This window comes from Streptomyces globisporus (genome assembly GCF_003501885.1).
GTDB lineage: Bacteria > Actinomycetota > Actinomycetes > Streptomycetales > Streptomycetaceae > Streptomyces > Streptomyces globisporus_D.
The window spans coordinates 1-561 of record NZ_QWFA01000427.1 but is presented as its reverse complement, the minus strand read 5'-3'; the positions used below and the strand labels follow the sequence as shown (position 1 = coordinate 561).

The window sequence follows — 561 nt, the reverse complement described above, 5'->3', positions numbered from 1 at the left end:
CCCCGACGTACGGAGCACCCCCCCGAGATGCCGAGCCCCACCGCCACCCCTGTGCCGACGGAGTCCGCGGCCGCGCCGCCCGTACCCGCCGGGCCGCCCACGCCCTCCCTGTCGGCCCCGCCCGGGCTCGGCCCCGAGGAAGCCCGACGCCCGGGGGACCGTTCGTGACGCGCCGCCGCACGACCGGCACGCTGCCGCCCGCGTACGGGGAACCGGCCCGCGACGAGGACACGTTCCGGCTGCGCGTGCCGCCGCCCCGGACTCCGGGGACCACCGGGAACGGCACCCCGTCCGCTCATCGCTCCGGGCCCGCCACCGCCTCCCGGTCCCGGTCGGCGGCGCGGTCGCGGGTGCGGCGGCGGCAGCGGAACCGGCGGCGGGTTCTCTCGCTGGCCGTGCTGGTGCTCGCGGTGGTGGCGGGCACGGCACTCCTTGTCGGCCGACCCTGGCTCCACGGGGGCGGCCCGGCCGACGCGGCCCCGGCCCCGGCGGGTGGACCGGACAACGCCTCCGAGCCGCTGGAGGACGCCCCCGAGCCCACTCCCCCACCGACCTGTACAC

General features: G+C 80.4%; 1 pseudogene. It reads left to right on the top strand.

Annotation, left to right across the window (positions count from 1 at the left end):
• Positions 1-164: 164 nt before the first annotated feature.
• A pseudogene (locus D3105_RS34140) lies at positions 165-561 on the top strand (DUF3152 domain-containing protein); the annotation flags it as partial.